Here is a 21,783-nt window from a genome sequence, read left to right as displayed (position 1 = left end):
CTTCGCACCTGTCGGGGCTGACGCTACGCCATTCGCGCTGCCCATGAACCCCGGAAGAGTTGACTTGCCGGAGGCTCTCGTGACATGAGCTTGCGATGGCAAAAATCGAGCAGATCCCACCTGGCCCCGAGGGCCAGCATACGCATGTGATTGTCGGCGACGGCATCACCGCACTCGCCTTTTTCGAAGCGTCTTTGGAACGTGACATGGACCACATCGTGGTCGTCGGCAATCAGGCGTCTCAGCTTGGGCGCGGTGCGGCCTATGCCAAGGGGGACGCGGATGTCCCGTGGCGGTTTGCTTATCTCCTGAATTCGCCTGCCGATGACATCGACCCGCAGTTTGCGGAGTGGCTTGTCCACCACTGGGACACGATCGCGGCCAAGATGCAGAACCGGTCACCCAATTGGCTGGCCGCCGCTGCCCCACTTGTTGAAAGCGACGACCTGTATGGTGTGAACGCACCGCGAGAGTTCTATGGCGACTTCATGGAGGAGAAAACCCGCGCCCTTGTAGAAGCCTTCGAGGCGCGCGGTGTCAAAGTCACGCTTCTGGATGATATGGCGACCGCGCTTGCCATTGAAAGTAATCAGGTGATGATCACCACCCAAGGCGGGCGCGTCCTGCGTGCCCAGTCCGTCGATGTGGCGCCGGGCGGGCCGTCCACGATGCGCATTGACGGAGATGAAGGCCCCTTCAGCAGCCCGTCGGTCTTCGGGTTCGAAACGCGCATTGCCGAGCATATCAAGTCGGGGGCAGAGATTTTCTGTATCGGCGGCAACGCGGCGATGCTTGACGTGCTGCGGCTGTGCCAAAGCCTGATCCCCGAACAAGACCTGCGTTTCGTCGCTTGCGCACCCGATGGCGAAATTCCGACGCCGCTTGTACCCCGCTTGCCGCGCAAGTTGACCGTGCCAACGTTCAGCAAAGGGCACGCGACGGCCGATGCCTTTCTTGCCGAGGTGCGGCGCGAGATCGACAAGGCACTGGCAGACGGTGATGAGATGCGCGAAATCCGCGCCGGGTTCCGGGCGCATTTTCTGCAGACCCCGCTGTCGTCTTACTTGCCGGATGTCGAAGAGGCGCGAAAGGTGCCCGGCGCGCTCCGGTTCTGGCTGCGCGGCGGTACGCGGGACACCATCCAGGACATGCACCGCCTTGTTGGCGAAGGCAAAGCGCGTGTGGTCAAGGGGTTGGTGCAGGAAGTCCGGCACAATGACGGCGGCGCGGAGGTTGTCGTGACCGACGACGCCGGCCACCAGCAGAGCATTCAGACCGGCTTTGTGGTCAATTGCGCTGGTGCAGGTCCCGGGTCGCGCTTTGACCCGCTGACCGAAGACATGCTGGCCCAGGGCCTGTTGTCGCGCAGCCACGTTGGCGGTGGTCTTCAGGTCGGTGCGGGATGCAAGACATCTGCGCCAAACGTCCGTTACCTGTCCCCCGCGGTGAGCGAGATTGGCGCCGAAGTGATCGCGATGCCGCTTTACGACGCGCACATGCTCAGATCGTATGTCGCGCGGTCGATGTAGCGCTCCGGCGATGTCGCGGCGCGATCACTTTGTCCATAGCGCCCCTACAACTCATTGAAAATTATGATGCCAAAATGCGCCAGCAAAATCAAAGTGTCCTTCTGTTTCATCCACTTTGTCCAACGCGCTGCAAACAAATAGCCCCGCCGAACGAAGTTTCGACAGGACCATGATGTTACAAATGAAGGCTTAGCCCGTCCGCTGCAACAAGTGTTTACGCAGCTTCTGACTTGCTGCGCTCCCAAGTAAACTGTGTGAATGCAGGATCCACCGGTGTTTGGGCGATGTGGTTGGTGTAGTTGCTCAGCACCTTCTGCGCCACGCCGAGGATAACTTCGAGGACCTGCTGTTCGCCATATCCAGCGGCATAGAATGTGTCCAAGTCGGCTTGTGCGACATGGCCGCGGTTGCGCACCACGATGAGCGTAAACGTGCGCAAGGCTTCCAACTTGGCGTCATTCAATGGTGTCTCGTTGCGCAGCGCCTCGTTCAGAGCAGGATCGACATTCATCATGCCTGCAAGCGCGGTGTGGGCTGGCACGCAGTAGCTGCATTCGTGCTCCACATTGATGGTCTGCCAGACGACGGTCTGCTCTTTTGCGTTGAAGCTGGTTTTTTGAAAAGCCTGATGGATGGCCCCGTATGTTTGGAACAGTTGGGGCGCACCGGCCATGACTTGATACAGGCCAGGCGCAAATCCAAAGGTCTTTTCGGTCTGAGCCAGCATCTCTTTGGATGCTTCTGGTGCTGTTTCAACGGTGTGTCTTGTCAGTCGGGTCATTGGGGTTTCTCCATTTGGTAAGGGGTTGGGGAAGGGGTGATTCAGGCGATACTTTTCTGACCGTCGAACCATTTTGTGGTCTCGCGGATGTCGAACAGCACGGAGATCGTGTTCACGACAAAAACGATGGCGTAGGCGATGTAAGCGAAGCTCGCGTTGGCAGGGGTCTGGATGAGATAGTTGCCGAGGATCGCAACCTGCGGGGCCCAGAACAGCAGATGCGGTAACGCCATCGCTGCGGAAAACCCATTTTGTATCCAGGCGATGCCGAGATTGGGGAGGAAGCCGAGCATGGAAAGAAGCGGTACTATCAGTCCAAGTGGCCCATCGATGAGCGCAAGCGTAAGGAAGTTCGCTGGCGCGAGAACAAGCATCATCCAGATTTGGGTCGGCACAGTCAGGCGTCGAAACGAGGCGTAGAGGTTTGTGATTTTCTTCATGGGGCTTTCTCCGGAATGGGTGCGTGGTTCAGCTGGCCAAGGCGGTCACAGCAGCGGGTGACTTGTAGAATTCAGCGATTGAGAGGACGTGGCGCTGTCCGTTCTCTTCAACAAACAGTTGTGGGACGCCGCCGAGGTTGAGGCTTGCCAGTATTTGCCCGGCGCGCGCCGCGGTTTGCGCGGCGGCTTGCGCCCCGTCTTCGAGGGCTGCGGTCACCCCAAGCCGTGCCATCGCCGCTTCAACGGCCGCGCGGTCTTGTGCAGATACGCCCTCAGTGTAGCGTTGGTTTTGCAGGTCATGCGCAAGCTTGATTTCTGCGCGGGCGCCCCGATTGTGCACAAGTGCAGCGGCCCAGGCTGTGAAAGTCGAGTCCAGAACTTCCGTTGGCGACCCGAGCACGTGATCGACGTAGCGCTGATCAAATGCCTGCCCGGACAGCCCGGCAACCCGCGTATCATGGGCAAGCGCTACCTTTCCAAAACCATCGGCCATACGGTGGGCGTTTGCGCCTTGAAAGAGGTGGATGTGGAGCATCTCCACCTCGGCACCGCTGTCGATCAGGGCGGCGATCACGGGGTGCGCGCCGCGACACCAACCGCAATAGGTGTCGTAAATGTAGGTAAATCGGCGGGACATCGCTTTGGCCTTTTCCTAAGTCTGTCTCAACTGTTGGAATGAAGTTAGGTGCCTGGCGATGTCATCTAAAGGCAAACTATTTGTAAGCAGAGTCAGCTAAAAGCTGACAGTCGATATCGTCTTCGCTAGGGTGCCTTCGAAAGAGAGACAGCGGATATGTCAGAGAACCTGAACCGGCTTGCTTACTTTGTGGCGATCGCTGAGGAAGGCACAATTACCGCCGCCGCCGCGCGGTTGCGGGTGTCCAAGGCGGTCGTCAGCAAACAGCTTCAACTCTTGGAGGATGACCTGGGAGCGACGCTTGTTCTCAGAAACTCCCGGCATTTCAATTTGACCGAGACGGGCGAGAGTTTCTATGAGGCCGCACGTGCCGCAGTTGCGCAGGCCAAGGACGCCTTTCATCTGGTACGGAAAGGTCGCGATGAGCCGTCTGGAGAACTCCGTGTGACGGCTCCGCATGAGTTTGGCGTTGGCTATGTTGCGCCTGCAGTCGCGGCGTTCAGCTTAATCCATCCTGCTCTCAGGATTGATCTGACGCTGAGCGATACGCGGTTTAATCCAGTGGAAGCGCGGTTTGACATCGCGTTTCGCGTCGGCTGGCTAGAGGACTCGTCCAATACCGCTAGGAAACTGACCGGGTTCTCTCAGGTTGTGGTCGCGGCTCCGTCCATTGTCGAGGCTTTCGGGATGCCGCAAACGCTCGACGACCTTGCACGCCTTCCCTTCATTGAGAATAGAGCGTTGAAGGCGCCGTCCAAACTAACCTTCACTGACAAGCGTGGCCGGACCCGCGATATGACGTTTCAACCATCTGTTACTGGAGATACGACGCAGGCTGTCCTGTCGGTGGTCAAGGCCGGAGGTGGTGTCGCAAATATGCCAGATTTCATGGTTGTCGACGCACTCAGCAACGGGGAGCTTGTCGAACTGCTCCCTGAGTTTGCGTTACCGTCTGGAACAATTTCTGCCGTTTTCCCACCCACACCCTACCGCTCCGCAGCGACGCGCAGATTTACCGAGTTCTTTTTCGAACGTTTTCGCGAGCAGCAGAGGCGATCCAAAGACGGCCAAAATTGACCGTGACAAGCGGCGTCTGGTGCACGCAACAGGTAGGGCACCAAAAGGGATCATTTGTTTTCAACCAGTTGGACAGAGTGTGTGCAGATAGAGAACACATTGATGGTTCCTGGGACAAAGTCCCTGCAACTCTACAAAATTGCATGACAATCTGGTCGGAGTGAGAGGATTCGAACCTCCGGCCCCTGCCTCCCGAAGACAGTGCTCTACCAGGCTGAGCTACACTCCGACCGTGCCGGGCGGCTTACTCCGCGTCCGGCGTTTTGGCAAGTGGCTTGTCGCGGAACCGCCCGCTGGTCATCAGGCTGCTGACGCGGAACGTGCCGGGGGTGCCGATGCGGCTACGGGTGCGTAGAACCGGTGTGTTTTCGGAGGTGCCCGACGTGCTTTCCCGGAACACGATGAACAAGCCGGATGCGATGATGATCGCCGCACCAATGCCCGTGAACATGTCGGGCGTTTCGTCGAAAAAGATCAAACCATACGCCGTTGCCCACAGGATCTGTGAATACTGCATTGGGGCGACGATAGCTGCTTCGCCCGTCTGGTAGGCTGCAATGATGAAGCGCCCCGCAATCCATGCCATGACCGAAATGATGGCCAGCATGGCCAGGTGTTCCCCGGGCATGGGCTCGTACACGAAAAACAGGGCCACACCCATCACAAGAAAGTTCCCGACCATCGGATAGAGCAGCAGAACAACCGTGCGCTCCTCGGCTCCGATCTTGCGCACAACGATCGACGCAAAGGCACCGGAAAAGGCCGCGAGGATCGCCGCGGCATGGCCCAACGTCAAGTCCGTCGCACCGGGGCGCAGCACCACCATGACACCCAGAAGCCCGACAATCACCGCCAACCAGCGTGGCAGGCGTACCCTCTCGCCAAGGATCGGGATCGACAGCACGGTGATCAGCAGGGGCGTTGCAAATAGGATCGCGTATGTTTGCGTCAAAGGTAGGGTCGAAAAGGCGTAAAAGGCCGACACACCAGTGATCACGGCCCCAACTGTGCGCACGGCCATCCACCACGGATGCACCGGCACCAGGGTACCCGGCTTTGCGTCCCGCATCAGCATGATCGTCGCCAGTGGAAAGCTGAGCAGAACACTGAAAAACACGATCTGGATCGGCGAATAGGTCGCGCCGAGGGTCTTGATGAAAACGTCGTGGGTCGAAAACAGCCCAAAGGCGATCAGGGCCAGCACGGCCCCTTTGGCATTGGCAGACATGGTGGATCAGTTCGTTGGTGGTGTCGCCCGATCAATAGCGGCACCGCGCGGATTGTCCACTGATGGATGCCGTTGCGTCAGGCGCTAAATGTCAACTGCTCAAAAATGAGCGTAAAGCGGCTGTTACCCGGCGGTTCATGGCAATGGGTATGACTGGGTAAACGCCGGATCAGGCGCGCTGAGGCCATGCCCGCGCGCCCGTGTTTGGCTTAGAGACTGGCGTCAAGTGCAGCGAGGATCGCGTCGCCCATTTCAGCCGTGGACAGTGGCGTGCCGCCCTCCGGACCCATCAGGTCGCCGGTGCGTGCGCCATCTGCCAGCACTTTCTCGATGGCACCTTCCAGACGCGCAGCCTCTTCCCCCTGATCGAAGGAATAGCGCAGCGCCATAGCAAAGCTGAGCATACAGGCGATGGGGTTCGCCTTGCCCTGACCTGCGATGTCAGGGGCCGAGCCGTGGACCGGTTCGTACATCGCCTTTGGGCGGCCATTCGCCATCGGCGCGCCAAGGCTGGCCGAGGGCAGCATCCCAAGCGAGCCGGTCAGCATCGCAGCACAGTCGGACAGGATGTCGCCGAACAGGTTGTCGGTCACGATCACATCGAACTGCTTGGGCGCGCGGACAAGCTGCATCGCACCGTTGTCGGCATACATGTGGCTCAGCTCGACCTCGGGGTAGTCCTCGCCCACCTTGGTTACGACCTCACGCCACAGGATACCGCTTTCCATCACATTGGCCTTCTCCATCGAGCAGACCTTTTTGTTCCGGCGCATCGCGAGTTCAAAGGCGGAGCGTGCGGCGCGTTCGATCTCGGATTCCGTGTAGCGCTGGGTGTTGATGCCGACACGCTCGTTGCCTTCTTCGATGATGCCGCGGGGCTCACCGAAATAGACGCCCGAGGTCAGTTCGCGCACGATCATGATGTCGAGGCCGGCAACCACATCCTTTTTCAGCGATGAAAAGTCTGCCAGCGCGTCAAAACATTGGGCCGGGCGCAGGTTGGAATAGAGGTCCATTTCTTTGCGCAAGCGCAGCAGGCCGCGTTCTGGCTTAACTGAGAAGTCCAGATCGTCGTATTTCGGGCCGCCCACAGCGCCCAGCAGGACGGCGTCGACCTCTTGGGCTTTCGCCATCGTGTCGTCGTGCAGCGGCACACCGTGTGCGTCATAGGCGGCACCGCCCACAAGGTCCGTGGATACCTCGAATGCCAGATCGCGTTTCGCGCCGTACCAGTCGATGACGCGGACCACCTGGTCCATCACTTCCGGGCCGATGCCGTCGCCCGGCAGGATCAAGATCGACGGATTGGACATGGGGCGAAACTCCTTTGATTGCTTGGGGTTTCGCCTACTCACCAGTGCCTGCGGGGTCAAGGGTCAGGTCCGCCCAAACCAGCCTGTGGCGGCTTGCCGTCGCAACGGTTTCGGCCAGTGGATCGCCCGGTGCGGGCCACAGCACGCCACTGTCCACCACGCGCCAATGCGTCGAGGGCAGGACATAGCTGACGCGCAAATCGCCGGGAACGGGATCGGTCCAGTCCACTGTATCCGTGCCGCTGTGTCCCCGCGGGGACAGATCCGTCACGCGCGGATCGGCCAGCAGGTTTTGGATGGCCGATTTCAATCCACTGCCGTCCTCGGGGTCCAGGTTCGCGTCGCCCGCAATGACAAAGGGACCGGGCGGGGCCGTACCAACGTTTCCCTCCAGCACGTGCTGCCACAAGCGGATTTCATCGTGATTGCGCTTGCCATTGCGATCCTCTGGCCCGTCGAAGACGGGAGGGCTCGCGTGGAAGGTCATCAGGTGAAAGTGGCCGTCCGACGTGTCTATGGGCACGATCCAGTGGCCGGCTGTGGACAGCCGTTGCGTGGCCTGTGCATCCGGTGAGGGGAAGGGGGTGCCATCGACCTCAGGCAGTAGGGCCCCGGGGAGCGCTGTCCAAAGCAGATCGGACAAGTTCTGGACTTGATCCTCGATAATGGGGAAACGGGACAGGATCGCCATGCCACCCTGGCCCGAGAACCGCCCGTACCCTTGCGCATCGCGGGGACCGCCAAGCCGCCCGTCCCCGTCCATGTCTAGCCCGGTGGGCAAGCCCGTGTTGGGCCGCAGCGCGAAATGGTGGGGGTATCCGGCGGCTTCGGCAAACCGGCTCAGGGCCTCGCCTGTCAGGTCATAGTCGAGGTTTTGCAGGGCGAGGACATCTGAGTTGGCGTGGGCAATCACGGCCAGAACCGCGTCGATTTGGTCGTCACCGCCGCGCGCGAGATCACGCAGGAACAGGCCAGGCCCATCGCGTTGCAACTCGGTGTTGTAGGTGGCGATGCGGATCGCTTCTGCGTGTGCCATGGCCCCGACCAGCAGGGCCATGTGGGCTGCGATCAGGCCAGCAGCATATCCGCGTCGGCGTTGGCGTAGGCCCGCTTGCGCTGGTCCTTGATCATGTCCGCGATCCGCTGCATCGCGATGCCGCGCATGATCATGCTGGCAGGAAGGAAGGCCCATGCGCTCATTGTCCAGATCAGGGTTTGCGGGTTCTCTAGTGTGATCGGGTTTAGCAGGTCGGCGGTCATCTTGACCACTGCCGGGATGATGAAGGGCAAGAGGAAACCCAGGGCGATGTTGATCCGTGCATCGCGGTTCAGGCGATGCAGCACGTCGCCGCCCGCGGTCGGGTCAAAGAGCGGCAGGTTGATCCACACGTTGAACGACCCGTTGCGCGACGGCCAGCCCAGCACCCGGACGAGGAACAGGAACATGGCCATGGCGGTCAGAGAGATGAGGTAGGAGAGGCCCGCGGCCGTGCGCACGGATTGGACAACGCTATCATCGGAGTCTGGTGGCAGCATCAGAACCACCAGCCGCACAGGGCTGTAGGGGAAGTCGATGCTGTTGCCGATGATCGTGCCCACGGAGGTGAGCGCATTGGTCAGAAGGGTCGGTTCCAACTTGCCCCGGCAGATCATGCTGAGCAGGAAAACTGTCGTCAGAAGTGCGGCAAAGCGCAGACGGTTGAACGGGGCTGCGTCGCGGAATTCCACAATGCTGGGGCTGCGCGCATTGTATTCAATGAACGTCATCACGGCCGCAAGAAGCGCAATCAAAACAGTGGCTTGGGATGTCTCCACAGACATGCCCGGCACCACGAGGGCCGGGATGGCGATCATCAAAGCCACCAAGAATCCGCGCAAGACTGCGCCTGACATTCGTGCAATCACGTCTCTCGATCCCTTCAAACTGGCCAGCCGCGATACGTTGCCGCGTACTTGTTCCAACTTGATCCCACCGGGTCAGGCGGGTGCCTCATTCTCGACACATTTGTGCCTTGATTGCCCCGGTGTCTCAAGCTCAGGGTTAATGAAACGTTAAGCTTTGGACTTTTTGAGGGTGCGTGTGGTGCGTTTGTGCATCATTTCTGCGGCGGGATTCTGGCGGGGCGCAACATGTTGTGTTTGCGCCCCACGAGAGGCATAACCGCTGCCTCTTTTATAGTTCGGATTGGTTAATCCTTGATCACACCCAAGGGCGGGCCTGGCTGGCCTGCGCCTCGAACGTGTCGATGCTGGCCGCCTTTTCCATGGTCAGGCCGATGTCATCCAGCCCTTCAAGCAGGCAGTGCTTTTTGAAGGCGTCCACCTCGAAGCTGAAGCTTTCGCCGTCCGAGGTCGTGACCGTCTGGTTTTCCAGATCGATGGTCATGCGGGCGTTGGCCCCTTTTTCCGCGTCCTTCATCAGCACGTCCACGGCCTCTTGCGGCAGGGCGATGGGCAGGATGCCGTTCTTGAAGCAGTTGTTGTAGAAAATATCGGCGAATGAGGTGCTTATGACGCAGCGAATGCCGAAGTCCTTGATCGCCCAGGGCGCGTGTTCGCGCGAGGAGCCGCAGCCGAAGTTGTCGCCAGCCACGAGGATCTCCGCGCTGCGATAGGCGTCCTGGTTCAGCACGAAATCGGGGATTTCGTTGCCCTGCCGGTCAAAACGCATCTCGTCAAAGAGGTTTGCGCCAAGGCCCGAGCGTTTGATCGTTTTCAGGAACTGCTTGGGGATGATCATATCGGTGTCGATGTTCACCAGCGGCATGGGCGCCGCAATCCCTGTCAGTGTTTCGAATTTGTCCATTTTCGTTAACCTTTTCTGGAAAGGCGGTGGGGTGAAACCCCACCCTACATCTTGTGGTTGGTGCCGTGAAAAGGGCCTGTCACCCCCCGTGCACCATGCGTACACCCCCTGTGCACCCCCATCGTCATGGTGCGGTAAGACACCGTTAACGAATGGGAGGGGGTGGTGGGCAGATTGCCCACCTTACATCAGTTCACGTACATCCGTCAGCTTGCCGGTGATCGCAGCAGCCGCCGCCATACCGGGGGAGACGAGGTGCGTGCGCCCCTTGTAGCCCTGACGCCCCTCGAAGTTGCGGTTCGAGGTGGAGGCGCAACGCTCATCCTCGGCCAACTGGTCGGGGTTCATTGCAAGGCACATGGAGCAGCCTGCAAGGCGCCACTCGAAACCGGCCTCCTTGAAGATGTCCGCCAGCCCTTCTTCCTCGGCCTGTGCGCGGACAAGGCCGGAGCCCGGGACGACCATGGCGCGTTTGACCTTGATCTTCTTGCCCTTGAGGATCTCGGCGGCCGCGCGCAGGTCCTCGATCCGGCCGTTGGTGCAGGAGCCGATGAACACGGTGTCGATCTCGATGTCCGACAGCGGCGTGCCCGGTGTCAGGCCCATATAGTCGAGCGAGCGCTGGGCGGCGCCGACCTTGCCGCCTTCGAAGTCGTCGGCGGAGGGGACATTTGCCGTGATCGGCAGCACATCTTCGGGCGAGGTGCCCCATGTGACGACCGGGGCGATGTCTTCGCCCTTGATCGTGATGACCTTGTCCCAATAGGCGTCGTCATCGGAGAAGAGCGTTTTCCACCATGCAAGCGCGGCTTCGAACTGCGCGCCTTTAGGGGCGTGGGGACGGCCCTTGACGTATTCAAAGGTTTTCTCGTCCGGCGCGATCAGGCCAGCGCGTGCGCCGCCTTCGATCGCCATGTTGCAGACCGTCATGCGCCCTTCCATCGACAAATCGCGGATGGCTTCACCGCAATATTCGATGACATAGCCGGTGCCGCCCGCGGTGCCGGTTTCGCCGATGACGGACAGGGTGATGTCCTTGGCCGTTACACCGGGGCGCAGTTTGCCCGTGATCTCGACCTTCATGTTCTTGGATTTCTTCTGGATCAGCGTCTGGGTGGCCAGCACGTGCTCCACTTCGCTGGTCCCGATGCCATGCGCCAGCGCGCCGAAGGCACCGTGGGTTGCAGTATGCGAGTCACCGCAGACGACGGTCATGCCGGGCAGCGTCCAGCCCTGTTCGGGGCCGACGATATGCACGATACCCTGACGCACGTCGGACACGGGGTAGTAGTGAATGCCAAAGTCCTTGGCGTTCTTGTCGAGGGCGGCGACCTGAATGGCGCTGTCCTCTGTCATGTTCTTGGGGTCTTCGCGCCCCGCCGTTGTCGGCACGTTGTGGTCCGGCACGGCGATGGTTTTTTCTGGAGCGCGCACCTTGCGGCCCGCGATGCGCAGCCCTTCGAAGGCTTGCGGGCTGGTCACTTCGTGGACCAGGTGGCGGTCGATATAGAGCAGGCAGGTGCCATCGTCGGCCTCGTGCGCGACGTGGGCATCCCATATTTTGTCATAGAGCGTTTTGGGGGACATGTTGGTCCTCTCCCTTTGATTGGCTGTATTTGAAATGGATGACGGGAATGTGCGCGCTTATAGGCGCGCGAGCACCGTGTGCGTCGCCCCGAAAAAGCGTTCGCGCAGCCGTGCGCGGTCATCCATGTCAAAGAGGCGTGTCATGTCTGCCAGATAACGGGATTCCATGCGCCGATCAAGCGAGGCTGCAATTGATTGCATGGCCCGGGCATTGCATGTTGTGCAGAGCGGAGGGGCGGGATGAGCAACGAGGGCAGCGGCAACGGAATCGCGGATGCGCTGAATTCGGCGGCCGAGGCCGCAACGCTGGGCGCAACGCAGGATGGCGAGACGCTGGTCGAGGTTGTCACCTCGCTCTTTACCCTGCTGCTGGCGCAGGCCGAGACGCTGGTGTCGTCCTTGCTGCGCCCTTGGGTGGCTTACCAGCTTGGCATCGCCTTGGCCGTGTTTCTGGGCGCGCACCTGCTGCGCCGTCTGCTGGGCCCCCGCATCCGTGAATGGATGGGCACGCGCGAGGGCTGGCCCAAGTGGCGCATGCGTGTGCTGGTCGTGGTGCACCAGCGGTTGCGGGCCATCTTTTTCGTTTTTCTGATCTGGATTGTCGTCTGGATCATGCGCGAGGTGACGTGGCCGTCGCGGTCCTATGTGCTGGGCGTCATCGCGACACTGGCGACGGCGTGGTTGCTGGTGGTCTTTGCCACGCGGCTGATCCGGTCGCTGTTTTTGCGCCGGGTCGTGCGCTATGGCGCGTCGATTTACGTAACGCTGTATGTGCTGGGCGTCGTGGACGAGGCGGCGGAGTTGCTGGACGCGGCTGCCATCAGCTTTGGCGAGATGCGCATTTCGGCCCTGCTGATCGTACAGGGTGTGGTCATCATCGGGTGCCTGCTGGCGCTGGCCCGCTTTGTCACCGTCACCACGTCCAGCCGCGTGCAGGCGAACGAGGATATCTCGCCCTCGATGCGGGTGCTGATCGTCAAGGTCGTGCAGATCGTGTTCTACGCCATCGCGTTTTACGCGGGCGTGCGGGCGCTGGGCATTGATCTGACGGGCCTTGCGGTGCTGTCCGGTGCCATTGGCGTGGGCCTTGGTTTTGGTCTGCAAAAGGTGGTGTCGAACCTTGTCTCCGGCGTCATCATCCTGCTCGACAAGTCGATCAAGCCGGGGGATGTGATTTCTCTGGGCGACACGTTCGGGTGGATCCAGACGCTGGGTGCGCGTTATGCCTCGGTTGTGACCCGCGACGGGCGCGAGTACCTGATCCCGAACGAGGATTTGATCACCGGGCAGGTCGTCAACTGGTCCCACTCCGATCAGTTCGTGCGGCTCGATATCTATTTCGGCACGTCCTATGGCTGCGACCCGCATCAGGTCCGCAAGCTGGCCATCGAAGCCGCCAAGGGGGTGGAGCGTGTGCTGTCGTCTCGTCCGCCCGTCTGTCATATCGTGGGCTTTGGCGACAGCTCGGTGGACTATATCCTGCGCTTTTGGATTACGGACCCGACGGGGGGGCTGACAAACATTCGCGGGAACGTCTATCTGGCACTTTGGGACATTTTCAAAGAGAACGATATCTCGATCCCATTCCCGCAGCGCGAGGTGCGGTTGTTGGGCGAGGGCGGGCAACAGGACGACGGATCATGATCCAAATCGGTGAGGCGGCGTGGCAGATCCCGGTGATGCCGCGGCAGTCGGTGAATTGCTACCTGCTGGGCGATGTGCTGGTGGATGCGGGCGTCAAACGGTCGGGCCGCAAGCTGCTGGAGGCCCTGCGCGGCAAGGCCCTGTCGGCCCATGTGCTGACCCACGCCCACCCCGACCATCAGGGCGCCACGGCCGAGATGTGCCGCGCGCTGAACCTGCCGCTCATGTGCCATGGGGCCGAGCGTGAGGCGGCAGAAACGGGCTATGTCCTTGGCTCCTTTCCCAACCCGACATCGCTGATGGCGCAGATGCAGCAACGGTTCTTTGCAGGTGAGGGGTATCCGGTCGCCCGAACGCTTGTCGAAGGGGACAAGGTCGGCGGGTTCGAGGTGGTTGAAACGCCTGGCCACACGCAGGGGCATATTTCCTTCTGGCGGGCGTCGGATGGGGTTTTGATCGCGGGCGATGCGGCAGTGGGTATGAACCTGTTCACAACGGCGCCGCGCCTTGGCCTGCCGTTGGAGATTGCGACCTGGGACATGGACGCCGCGCGCGCCTCTATCCGCAAGCTGGCGGATCTGCGGCCCCGGCGCGTTGCCTTTGGTCATGGTCCGGCGGTCGATGGTGCCGCGTTCAAGGCGTTTGCGGACACACTCGCCTGACGGTGTGTGAAAGTGCTGCCGGTGATGTCGTTCGCCGCTCCCCCTCACCTCGGCCTTGATGGCTTAGGGGGCGGTGCCCGTATCCTCCGTCACGACGGCTTCGAGCAGGTCGCCCGGCTGGCAGTCCAGCGCCTCGCACAGCTTGGCCAGTGTTTCGAACCGGATGCCTTTGACCTTGCCGGATTTCAGCAGGCTTAGGTTCTGTTCTGTGATCCCGATCTGGGCCGCCAGATCGCGGCCCTTCATCTTGTGAAGGGCCATCATCACGTCGAGACGGACAACAATATCCATCAGATGAATTCCCGGTTCTCGGCCATCAACCGCGCGGCTTCGGACTGGATATAGCCGAACAGGGTCAGCAGGGCCGCCGCCAGCAGCAGGAATAGACCGGAGCCGTCGATGGTGATCGAAAGCGTCCGCTCCCCGGTCGGGTTGTTCCACGTCAGGGCAAGGATGATGACCGTGTTACTGACGATCTCGACCACAGCGAGGGCCAGCAGGCCCTGTCCGATGCGCAGCACACGGCGGGCGGTGTCGCCCTGAAAGGTTTCGCCATCGGCGCAGGCCGCAAGCCAGCCGCGCACGCACCAAAGCACCCACAGGAGTAGGATGTAGGAGGCGATTTCGATCACGCGCCACAGGGTCACGGACCAGAGTGTCGGCGTCTCGGGGAAATGCCTGATGTCGTATTCCGCGCGCAGGTCAGCGACGGACAGGCCGCCATCGGCGATGGCAATGGCGGCTGCGACGATCAGCACCGTCAGCAAACCGATTGTGGCCCATTCGAACTGTCGTGCGCGTCTTGCGATCAAACTGTCTTGCATCTGTGTTTCCCATTCGGTTACTAAAATTTAATGTAAAACAATAAAAAATGATTCGAAAGGATAAATTCTGATGAAAGAGATTGCTCTCGGCGCGCTTCTTTTGATGGCTATGGGGCTGGGGGCCTGTTCCACCGTCGTCCCTGCGACCCTGTACCAGATGCGCGGGCTCGATCCCTTGTCCGCTGACCCTGCGGACATCGCCTTGCGTGTCGATCTGCCCGAGGGGCTGGGGCTGTTGCCCGGGTCCGGCAGCCTCCGGCTGCGCGCCACCGACGCGGATGGGGCAGAGATGGTTGGCAGCTACCCGATCACGATGGTGGGCGACGTGCTGCAGGTGGAGCCCGCCTCCCATGCCGACCTGCGGGCATTGCAGGCGGAGATCCGGGCGCGGAAGGCGGCGGATCCCGACGGTGTCACAGGCAGTCTGAGCATTGATTTCGAGCCCTGCAGCGAAACAGCTGACATCCCGGATAGGGTCGTTGTGTCGGTGGATATCCGCCTTGCCGCAGATGGGCCATTCCTGCCCTTGCTGCGCGACGCGCCATTGGCCGACGCGCTGGAAATGGCGGCATTGGAGGAGCTGACCTTATGTCCGTGAGCCGCATTCATTGAAATGTCATGTCAGCATTGCTACCATTCCAATACCCCAGCGCCGCGGGTTTTGGCGGCGCGCTGACCAAGGAGGACAATGTCCTGTCATTCTCTGCTGACGCGGCACAAGCCGCTGATGGAGCCGCGGCTGTGATGGCCGCCCCAAAAACGCAAGCCACAAGCGAGGCGATCCTTGAGGCTGTGCTCTCTTCCCTCAACGACGACAAGGCCGAAGACATCGTGCAGATCGATCTGCGCGGCAAGACCGCTATGGGCGACTACATGGTCATTTGCTCTGGCCGCTCGTCCCGTCAGGTGGCGGCGATCTCGGAAAAGCTGGTGGAGCGGCTGAAGGCGACCTTCGGCATCGCGACACGGACCGAAGGGAAGGACACAGGCGATTGGGTCCTGATCGACACGGGTGACGTGATCGTCCACGTGTTTCGGCCCGAGGTGCGCGAGTTCTATCAGTTGGAGAAGATGTGGCAGCCAAGCGCTGCTGCCGCCAACTGATCTGACCCGGCACTGATGCGTGTGCATATCTGCGCGGTGGGCCGCCTGCGGGGCGGTCCAGAGAGCGATTTGGTGTCCGACTATGTCACCCGCTTTGACCGCACGGGCCGGGCCCTTGGGCTAGGCCCGCTTTCCGTACATGAAGTCGAAGACCGTAAAGGTGGCGGCATGGCCGCCGAAGCCGACCTGCTGCGTCGCGCGCTGCCGAAAGGGGCGTTGGTGTGTTGTCTGGATGAGCGGGGGAAGGTCGAGGCCTCGCCCGCTTTTGCCAAGCGCTTGGCCGGGTGGCGGGATGCGGGGCGTGGCGATGTTGTCTTTGTCATTGGTGGGGCGGACGGGATTGATCCGTCGCTGCGGGGGCAGGCGGATCATCTGTTATCATTTGGCGCGATGGTTTGGCCGCATATGCTGGTGCGGGTGATGCTGGCTGAGCAGCTTTATCGTGCTGCGTCGATCCTGGCCGGATCGCCCTATCATAGGGTGTGATCCAAAGGCCGCTGCGCGACGCGATCTGTTTTTGTGAATGGGGGCGCTGCCCCCTCGCACAAGCGTTGATTGCAGTCGGGTGCGATCTCGCTCGTTAGTAGGGTTTGTGGTGAGCATAGACCTCACGGATCAACCAGCGGTATTGTTCTAAGGATGTGCTGCTTCAAGCCGGAAGCGGTCATTGGCTCAATGTCTTCGACTGACCGCATTGCGGACAAAGCATGGGTCATCGGGCCGACCACGTAGTTGGGCCGAGTTCTCGATAGAGTTGCGGTATTTGCTGCAACCTGAGGAGAACGAGATGGATTACTTTGTTGGCTTGGACGTATCGCTATGGACTGTGGCCGTCTGCGTAATGGACGCATCTGGTAAGCATGTCTTTAAACGCGTCGCAGCTTGCGAGATCGAGGATATCGTGAACTGCCTGCGCTTCATGGCAATTCCTGGAGTGGGACCTATTGCGGCCCTGACCGTCCGAGCTGCTGTCGATGATCCGGCACGGTTCAGCAGTTCCCGAACGGTCGCGGCCCACTTCGGACTGACACCGCGACGATATCAGTCCGGCGAGATGGACAATCCAGGCCGCATCTCAAGGGCTGGTGACTGTGATGTCCGCTCAACGCTTTACGCGGCAGCCAACGCAATGATGATGAGATCGGTCGCAAGTTCCGAGATCAAGAGCTGGGGTCTGCGCCTCATGTGCCGAAAGGGCCGCCGTCGCGCTGTTGTGGCTGTCGACAGAAAACTGGCGGTCGTCATGCATCGCATGTGGGCTGACAACATTGAGTTTCGTCACAAACCTTTGGAGGCTGCTACGATCCGACTGCCTTCCAAAGTTCAATGACGGGATCGTCCCTCACCAGACGAGGTCTGTGCCCTCTTGTGCGTGTAAACACGCACTGCCGGGTAATAGATGACGCCGAGAAAGTCTGCTGCGCCTTAAAAGCGCGAAACAAAGCGGGGCGCTCTATCCCCCAGCGTCGTTTCAACGCTGTGCCCGAAGCTCTGCAAGCTTGAGTCGCGATAGATGATAAAACTCACGAATAGGCCCGTAGACGATAGCGAAAACTCCGATCTCCGATGGTGTATTGTTGCCTCCGGCGAGCGCACTGTCGCAAGAATTCGCAAAGTGAAAGACGTGTTTCGTGACGAGTCGCCGAAATATTGTGAGCTGATCGAAGCCAAGGGTCTTTGAAGCGTATTAGAGCGCAATCGGACCTTGGGAGGTGACCCTGTCATTTGCCCTGCGTGGCGTCATAAGCCCCGAAACTGCAATGCCTTGATGCTGCGTCTTCGTTTGTGGCGGGCTTTATCTTGATCTGGTGCGGCAGCGTAATAATACCTCAGACAGAGCCAAGCTGCGCTTTGTGAAAACACCGGAATGGCAGGATACCGCGCAGGAGGCATGCCGCGGTCCACACGACCTAAGATGATGGGCTCGCGGCAATTGTCTTACCCTAAAATTAAACCTACGGTAGTATCGGTTGGCGTGAGCAGGGTGATGGTACGTGCCGGAAGAGAAGCGAAACCAGGGGCGCGAGATACCTCTGTCGTGGTTTACGCGTTCGCTTTGGAAGTACTCCCCGCTTTATCTTGAACTCGTCTTTCTGGCGATCTGTCTGCGTCTCCTTGGGCTTGTCGAACCGTTCATATTTCAGGTGATTATTGACCGCATCCTGCCGTTCCAGCGGGAGGCATCGCTGATCGTGGTCGTTGCCGTCTTTGCTGCGGTGAGCCTGTTCCAGATCGGATTTCAAGTCCTGTCCAGCCTTCTGGGTGTGCTGACGGCAAACAAGGTAACGCGGGAATTCGGCGGGCGTATTTTTGACCACCTCTTCAAGCTGCCCTTCAGTCACTTTCGCAAATGGTCTGTCGGTGAAACGATCGCCCGCATCGGAGAGACGGATACAATCCGGAACTTCCTTGTGGGAACATCAACCGGTGTCTTTCTCGATCTGTTGTTCGTTGTCATTTACATCGCTGTTTTGCTGGCCTTGTCAGTGCCTTTGACAATGATTGTGTTGGTGGCGCTGCCCCTACAAGCCTTTATCTATCTTGCATTTGGTCCCTTTTTGCGGCGCCGGTTGCGGACGCAGTTTGATACCGGCGCGCGCCACCAGTCTCAGATGGTCGACAACATTTCGGGTGTCGCTGCGGTCAAGGCGTTGAGCGCCGAGCGCAAGATGCTGGAACGCCTGGACAGAACGTTACATGACAGCCTCAAGGCAAGCTATCGCGTCAGTCTATTGAACATTTTTAGCGACAAGCTGACATTTGTCGTTGAGCGCAGTGTCACGATTTCAATCATATTTGTCGGTTCAAATCTGGTTTTTGCAGGCGAAATGACACTTGGGCAGCTGATTGCATTTCACCTTTTGGCGGGAAAGGTCACTGCACCTATCGCAAACTTCTCCAGCTTGTGGGAAAGCTGGCAGAATATTCGCGTGTCCCGGCAGCGATTGGGCGACATCGTCAACACGCCTATGGAACCGTTTGGCACACGCCCAAAACTCCCGTCTGATGTGGAGCCTCGGCTGAGTTTTGAAAAGGTTTCTTTTGGGTACACTGACAGTGCGCCTATCTTCCGGCGCTTTGAGTTTGTGGCAGATCCAAACACCCTGACCCTGATCATTGGGCCATCGGGCATTGGAAAGTCCACTTTCGGCCGTTTGGCGGCGGGTATTGATGTGCCGTCAGAGGGACATATTCGATTGGGAGGTGAAGACATCAGTAAGTTCGAGCCGCATGATGTGCGTTCAAAAATCGCTTACATCCCGCAGGAGCCCTATTTGTTTTCCGGAACACTGCGTGAAAATCTGTTGATTGGCGAAGAGCACGCGGACGAGGACGATCTGCAAGCAGCGTTGCGCACTGCAGCCGCGGACAGCGTGGTTGCGCGCCTGCCCTTGGGGTTGGACACAGACGTCGGAGAGCGTGGATCAGCCTTGTCAGGTGGACAACGCCAGCGCATTGCAATTGCGCGGTCGTTGCTGAAGAAACCCAAGGTCTTGATATTGGACGAGCCAACCAGCGCTTTGGATGACGCTGCCCAACGCATCATTGTTGAAGAGCTCACGAGGCTCAAACAAACGACGACCGTGATCGTTATCACCCACCGGCCGGATGTCTTTCACAAACCCGATCAGGTGGTTGATTTTGAGGCTCTATCATGAGCGCAATCCCTGAGCCGATGAGCGTGAAATCCCCCACGCTGCACGCAACCATCTGGTTCACAATAACCGTTTTCGTCGTGATCATCGCAATGGCCTTTATCTTCAAAGTTGAAGTGGTCGCGCGCGGTGAAGGCAAGGTTGTACCGTTCAGTCGGGTTCAGGTCGTACAGCCCGAATTTGACGGAAAGATTGCTGCCATCCACACGGCAAACGGTGCCCGGGTCCAGCGCGGTGACACGCTTGTCGCATTTGACACGACCGACGCGGAAGCAGAAGCGAACACAGTCGCGGCAGAAATGGACCGGCTTGTGATCGAGCGTGCACGCATCGCCGCCCTGGTTGCGGGCATTGATAGCGGGTTGCTTGATGAAGACGCGGCAACAGCGGGTGTTATCGAAGCGTTTGACTTCGCCAAACATGACGACCAAGTGTTCCATGGGGAGCAACGCAGACTGCTGTTAGCCGAAATCGCCGACCTGCAGGCAGCGTTCAATCAGTTCAAAGCAAGGATCGAGGCCAACTCACAGTCTGTTGCGGTGACACAAGCCAACATCAACCGTGTCGACGCGGCCATCGGCATTCAAGATGAAAGGCTGAGTGTCGCGCAAGGTTTGCTGGAGCGTGAAATCACAAGCCGCGCCTCTTTCCTGGATATCCAGGAAGCGTTCACCGCGCTGGAAAAGGAGCGGGAGGTCTATCTGCGGGAGTTGCAGCAAAAGCAAACGCAAGAAGGGGCAATCTGGGCGGAGCGCAGGAGTCTGATCGCAGGACAACGCAGCAGACTTCTAACGCGCCGTTCGGAAATCGAAGCCCGGCTCGCCACGCTGACCGAGCAGCTAGTGACCGCCAAACGCCGCATCGAAGCCGCTCGGCTTCGTGCGCCTTTGTCGGGAACAGTCAATGAGTTCCAAACCTACACGATTGGTGCTGTCGTCAAATCCGGTGCAGACCTCCTGAAAGTTGTGCCGGACGACCAGACGGTTGAGATTGAAGCTGCCTTTAGCAACAGCGATATCGGGTTCATGGAAGTTGGGCAGCGGGCGAACATCAATCTCGATGCCTACCCATCGGCACGGTTTGGGTTCGCGCGGGGTATTGTTACCGATGTGGCCGCCGACTCTACAGAAGTCAGCGAGGGGGTCTGGGCTTTTGCCGTGCGCATTCGCCCTGAAAAGAATGTACTTGAAAGCGGTGGGCAAGAGTTTCAGATCAGGCCGGGTATGACGGCGAAGGTGGATGTGACAACTGATAAGCGCAGGCTGATCAGTTACTTTTTTGCGCCGATTGTAGAAACTCTACAAGGTGCTTTAGGCGAGCGTTAAAAAATCAATGTCGGTATAAGCTTGACTCTAGTACACGCTCCAAACGGAAATCTTTACCCCATACACCAAGGCAAAGCCAAAACTGTTTCCTATAAATCGGGAACCATCCAACATACACACTACAATAAGGCTTATACCGCAAATCAGAAGTATAAGCCTCCCAAAATGGCGATAGCGAGAAAGATTAAGTATCCAAACGAAGACTTTAAACTAAATCTTACCCCGCCAAGAAATCTACTAGTAAGAATTACGCATGCGGTTAGTAGGAGTGGAAAAACTAGGTCGTTCATGGCGCCCTTGTGTAAACTGCAAGTAGCCCGTATAGTATTTGAGCGGGTTACGTATTCGTTAGCTCGGCTTGGCCTAGTATCACATACCTCACAATAGGCAACGATAGAATTCTAGACCTACTAAATCGCTGAGGATTGATGCAAATTCTATGAATCTCTATCGTTTTTTATTTTCTTTAAGGCTTTGATGGCAACATATATCACCGCCAGCAAAGAGATATATAATACAGATATTAAAAATAGTGCGGACATTGAATAAAGAATAATCCCGTCAGAGAACCGCACATAATTTTGCGCACCAATTATCCCGATACTTAAAAATACAGAGATTCCCAATACTATTTTTTTTATCCTATCGGTGCCCAAATTACTACTTCCTCGCTATACTGCTCAAATCACCTGGTGGGACACACATCCTTAGCGTAAGAGAGCCAATTCATCACGAGAAGCTCCCTTACAAGGATGTTATGTGTAGCGGCTATCCATCATCACCGGTTCTGGCCTCGGCACGGTAGCCTTCGTAAGCGGCACCAGCAACACCAACCGCAAAACCGCCGGCTCTGGATGCAGGCACAGTGCTCGCGGCTGCCCATCCGACAGCCCTGCCCCAGTTGCCAATTCTTTCGCTCATGGCTCCATAATTTGGCGGACCATATCCAGGGTGGTGTGGGCTGTAAGTCGTCCCTGTCGGCGTCATCTGGCGCATGTTTGGGTTGCTACCGCCACCCCCACCCCCACCGCCACCGCCACCGAATCTGACAGGAGCGAAGAGATCGGCCGAACGGACATCATCTTTGTCGAACATGTTGTGTTCCTCTAACACTTTTATGGCACTCCGTAAAACGGGCCACCTTTTGCTGTTTGCCGGGCACCTGGCCCG

Annotated in this window: 22 protein-coding genes and 1 tRNA gene; 10 read left to right on the top strand and 13 right to left on the bottom strand. The window is 58.9% G+C overall.

All coding sequences use genetic code 11. From position 1 onward, the window contains the following. Positions 1–95 precede the first annotated feature (95 nt). Entirely contained in the window at positions 96–1,529 is a 1,434-nt protein-coding gene (locus tag RA29_RS07455; RefSeq protein ID WP_039684606.1) for an FAD/NAD(P)-binding protein, read from the top strand. 214 nt (positions 1,530–1,743) lie between these two features. On the opposite strand, the gene RA29_RS07450 is transcribed toward RA29_RS07455, so the two are convergent. The 3 genes from RA29_RS07450 to RA29_RS21785 are packed head-to-tail and all read right to left on the bottom strand — an operon-like array spanning position 1,744 to position 3,387. Continuing rightward, complete coding sequence (locus tag RA29_RS07450; RefSeq protein WP_039684605.1) at positions 1,744–2,310, bottom strand: carboxymuconolactone decarboxylase family protein; 567 nt, start codon at positions 2,308–2,310, stop codon at positions 1,744–1,746. 41 nt (positions 2,311–2,351) lie between these two features. Next, entirely contained in the window at positions 2,352–2,750 is a 399-nt protein-coding gene (locus tag RA29_RS07445) for a hypothetical protein (RefSeq protein WP_039684603.1), read from the bottom strand. Positions 2,751–2,778: 28 nt separating this feature from the next. Continuing rightward, positions 2,779–3,387, bottom strand: a complete 609-nt coding sequence (locus RA29_RS21785; RefSeq protein ID WP_052249527.1) for a hypothetical protein — start codon at positions 3,385–3,387, stop codon at positions 2,779–2,781. Between the two features lie 156 nt (positions 3,388–3,543). On the opposite strand from RA29_RS21785, the gene RA29_RS07435 reads away from it, so the two are divergent. Next, positions 3,544–4,464, top strand: coding sequence for a LysR family transcriptional regulator (locus RA29_RS07435; protein ID WP_039684601.1), 921 nt, complete (start codon positions 3,544–3,546; stop codon positions 4,462–4,464). Between the two features lie 152 nt (positions 4,465–4,616). On the opposite strand, the gene RA29_RS07430 is transcribed toward RA29_RS07435, so the two are convergent. The 8 genes from RA29_RS07430 to RA29_RS23180 all read right to left on the bottom strand — a co-directional run bounded on the left by RA29_RS07430 (position 4,617) and on the right by RA29_RS23180 (position 11,599). Then, positions 4,617–4,693: transfer RNA gene (locus tag RA29_RS07430), tRNA-Pro, on the bottom strand. Between the two features lie 15 nt (positions 4,694–4,708). Then, positions 4,709–5,692, bottom strand: a complete 984-nt coding sequence (locus RA29_RS07425) for a DMT family transporter (protein ID WP_039684599.1) — start codon at positions 5,690–5,692, stop codon at positions 4,709–4,711. Between the two features lie 209 nt (positions 5,693–5,901). Next, entirely contained in the window at positions 5,902–7,005 is a 1,104-nt protein-coding gene (gene leuB / locus RA29_RS07420) for a 3-isopropylmalate dehydrogenase (protein WP_039684597.1), read from the bottom strand. Positions 7,006–7,039: 34 nt separating this feature from the next. Further along, positions 7,040–8,062, bottom strand: a complete 1,023-nt coding sequence (locus tag RA29_RS07415; RefSeq protein ID WP_039684595.1) for an endonuclease/exonuclease/phosphatase family protein — start codon at positions 8,060–8,062, stop codon at positions 7,040–7,042. Between the two features lie 11 nt (positions 8,063–8,073). Then, positions 8,074–8,910 carry a hypothetical protein gene (locus RA29_RS07410; RefSeq protein WP_039684593.1) on the bottom strand — a complete coding sequence of 279 codons (837 nt, stop codon included), beginning with the start codon at positions 8,908–8,910 and terminating at the stop codon, positions 8,074–8,076. Positions 8,911–9,205: 295 nt separating this feature from the next. Beyond that, positions 9,206–9,811, bottom strand: a complete 606-nt coding sequence (gene leuD / locus RA29_RS07405; RefSeq protein WP_039684591.1) for a 3-isopropylmalate dehydratase small subunit — start codon at positions 9,809–9,811, stop codon at positions 9,206–9,208. A 183-nt stretch (positions 9,812–9,994) separates the two neighbouring features. After that, complete coding sequence (leuC, locus tag RA29_RS07400) at positions 9,995–11,398, bottom strand: 3-isopropylmalate dehydratase large subunit (protein WP_039684589.1); 1,404 nt, start codon at positions 11,396–11,398, stop codon at positions 9,995–9,997. Between the two features lie 57 nt (positions 11,399–11,455). Further along, the gene (locus RA29_RS23180; RefSeq protein ID WP_241462567.1) at positions 11,456–11,599 is read right to left on the bottom strand and encodes a hypothetical protein; all 144 of its coding nucleotides are present in this window, start codon (positions 11,597–11,599) and stop codon (positions 11,456–11,458) included. 39 nt (positions 11,600–11,638) lie between these two features. Here RA29_RS23180 and RA29_RS07395 point away from each other — a divergent pair, with 39 nt between their 5' ends. Continuing rightward, positions 11,639–13,042: a mechanosensitive ion channel domain-containing protein gene (locus RA29_RS07395; protein ID WP_082029475.1), complete on the top strand. Its 1,404-nt coding sequence runs from the start codon at positions 11,639–11,641 to the stop codon at positions 13,040–13,042. Beyond that, positions 13,039–13,704, top strand: a complete 666-nt coding sequence (locus RA29_RS07390; RefSeq protein WP_052249526.1) for an MBL fold metallo-hydrolase — start codon at positions 13,039–13,041, stop codon at positions 13,702–13,704. Before RA29_RS07395 ends, RA29_RS07390 begins: the two co-directional genes overlap by 4 nt. A gap of 63 nt (positions 13,705–13,767) precedes the next feature. Here the strand turns inward: RA29_RS07390 and RA29_RS07385 are convergent, their stop codons facing one another. After that, positions 13,768–13,995, bottom strand: a complete 228-nt coding sequence (locus RA29_RS07385; RefSeq protein WP_039684587.1) for a helix-turn-helix transcriptional regulator — start codon at positions 13,993–13,995, stop codon at positions 13,768–13,770. Continuing rightward, on the bottom strand, positions 13,995–14,528 hold the full coding sequence (locus RA29_RS21780) for a hypothetical protein (RefSeq protein ID WP_052249525.1): 534 nt from the start codon (positions 14,526–14,528) through the stop codon (positions 13,995–13,997). The genes RA29_RS07385 and RA29_RS21780 overlap by 1 nt, the downstream gene beginning before the upstream one ends. A 70-nt stretch (positions 14,529–14,598) precedes the next feature. On the opposite strand from RA29_RS21780, the gene RA29_RS07375 reads away from it, so the two are divergent. The 6 genes from RA29_RS07375 (at position 14,599) to RA29_RS07350 (ending at position 20,613) form a co-directional block, all read left to right on the top strand. Further along, entirely contained in the window at positions 14,599–15,126 is a 528-nt protein-coding gene (locus RA29_RS07375) for a hypothetical protein (RefSeq protein WP_039684585.1), read from the top strand. A gap of 20 nt (positions 15,127–15,146) precedes the next feature. Further along, positions 15,147–15,632, top strand: a complete 486-nt coding sequence (gene rsfS, locus RA29_RS07370; RefSeq protein WP_152612961.1) for a ribosome silencing factor — start codon at positions 15,147–15,149, stop codon at positions 15,630–15,632. Positions 15,633–15,647: 15 nt separating this feature from the next. Next, positions 15,648–16,118 carry a 23S rRNA (pseudouridine(1915)-N(3))-methyltransferase RlmH gene (rlmH, locus tag RA29_RS07365; protein WP_039684583.1) on the top strand — a complete coding sequence of 157 codons (471 nt, stop codon included), beginning with the start codon at positions 15,648–15,650 and terminating at the stop codon, positions 16,116–16,118. A 277-nt stretch (positions 16,119–16,395) separates the two neighbouring features. Further along, positions 16,396–16,962, top strand: coding sequence for a transposase (locus RA29_RS07360; protein ID WP_241462566.1), 567 nt, complete (start codon positions 16,396–16,398; stop codon positions 16,960–16,962). Positions 16,963–17,626: 664 nt separating this feature from the next. Next, positions 17,627–19,291, top strand: coding sequence for a peptidase domain-containing ABC transporter (locus RA29_RS07355; protein ID WP_052249524.1), 1,665 nt, complete (start codon positions 17,627–17,629; stop codon positions 19,289–19,291). Then, entirely contained in the window at positions 19,288–20,613 is a 1,326-nt protein-coding gene (locus RA29_RS07350) for an HlyD family type I secretion periplasmic adaptor subunit (RefSeq protein WP_082029473.1), read from the top strand. The genes RA29_RS07355 and RA29_RS07350 overlap by 4 nt, the downstream gene beginning before the upstream one ends. Positions 20,614–21,783: the final 1,170 nt, after the last annotated feature.

The organism is Tateyamaria sp. ANG-S1 (assembly GCF_000814025.1).
Lineage (GTDB): Bacteria > Pseudomonadota > Alphaproteobacteria > Rhodobacterales > Rhodobacteraceae > Tateyamaria.
Note: the sequence above shows the minus strand (reverse complement) of the source record. Positions and strands in the feature narration are given on the sequence as shown.